Origin of the sequence: Tsukamurella sp. DT100 (genome assembly GCF_049844855.1) — a bacterium.
Classification (GTDB): Bacteria; Actinomycetota; Actinomycetes; order Mycobacteriales; family Mycobacteriaceae; genus Tsukamurella.
Window position 1 is genome coordinate 1 of sequence record NZ_JBNCLV010000027.1, and the last position, 920, is coordinate 920.

Genomic DNA, 920 nt, shown 5'->3' on the forward strand with positions numbered 1-920 from the left:
TGAACCGTGCCGACTTCTCTGCCGCTCCTATGTGAGTGATTGAGAGGATGGCTCCTATGGCCACGCAAGGTTGACCCAGAACTTCGGAGCCGGGCTGTGCGTCTAGTGACTGAGCATCGCAGTGAGTACTCCTCGGCGACCGCGGTGCGGGTGCAGGTCGCCGAATCGTTGGGGGTCTCGCCCGAGTCGGTTCGCCGGTGGGTTTCCCAGCACGAAATCGATGCCGGCCGCGCCGTCGGCGTCTCGACCGCCGAACGCGAGGAGATGCGCAGGTTGCGGGCGGAGAACCGCCGGCTGCGGGAGGTCAACGACGTGCTGAAATCTGCGGCGATTTTCTTCGCGGGGGAACTCGACCCCCGAAACCGCTGATCGTGGCGTTCATCGACCAGATGCTAGCCTCTGGTCACGCCGTCGAGTCGATCCACCAGGCCCTGCAAGCATCGGGGCTGAAGGTCGCGGCGAGAACACTACGAGCCTGGTGCGCAAGCAGCCAGAAGATTTCCGAGCGGGTCGTCTCGGATGCGATCGTGGAGAACACCATCCGGCAACTGGCGTTCACCACCGCACCAGATGGGACCAAACAGCTTGCGCCAGAGGGACTATATGGGCGAAGGAAGATGCTCGCCGCTGCCCGCAGGCGGCTGCCCGGCGCCGGATTCGGCGCAGTAGATCGCGCCATGCGCTCTCTTGGCCTGTCCGGCGTCGTCCGCGGGAAAGCGCCTCGGACGACGATCCCGGACTCGCGAGCCTCTCGTGCCGCCGACCTGCTCAACCGCGATTTCACCGCGCCGGCACCGGACCGGGTGTGGGTCTCGGACTTCACGTATGTGCGCACCCACACGAGCTTCACCTACGTCGCGTTCGTCGTGGACCTGCTTCTCGCAGCGGATCGTCGGCTGGAACATCTCCACCCGCCGCGA

General features: G+C 65.3%; 1 protein-coding gene and 1 pseudogene. Both read left to right on the plus strand.

Going from position 1 to position 920, the window contains the following annotated elements:
• The first annotated feature begins 39 nt into the window (after positions 1-39).
• On the plus strand, positions 40-369 hold the full coding sequence (locus tag ACLQ3K_RS26395; RefSeq protein WP_426002276.1) for a transposase: 330 nt from the start codon (positions 40-42) through the stop codon (positions 367-369).
• 2 nt (positions 370-371) lie between these two features.
• Positions 372-920, plus strand: a pseudogene (locus ACLQ3K_RS26400) (IS3-like element ISPfr13 family transposase); the annotation flags it as partial.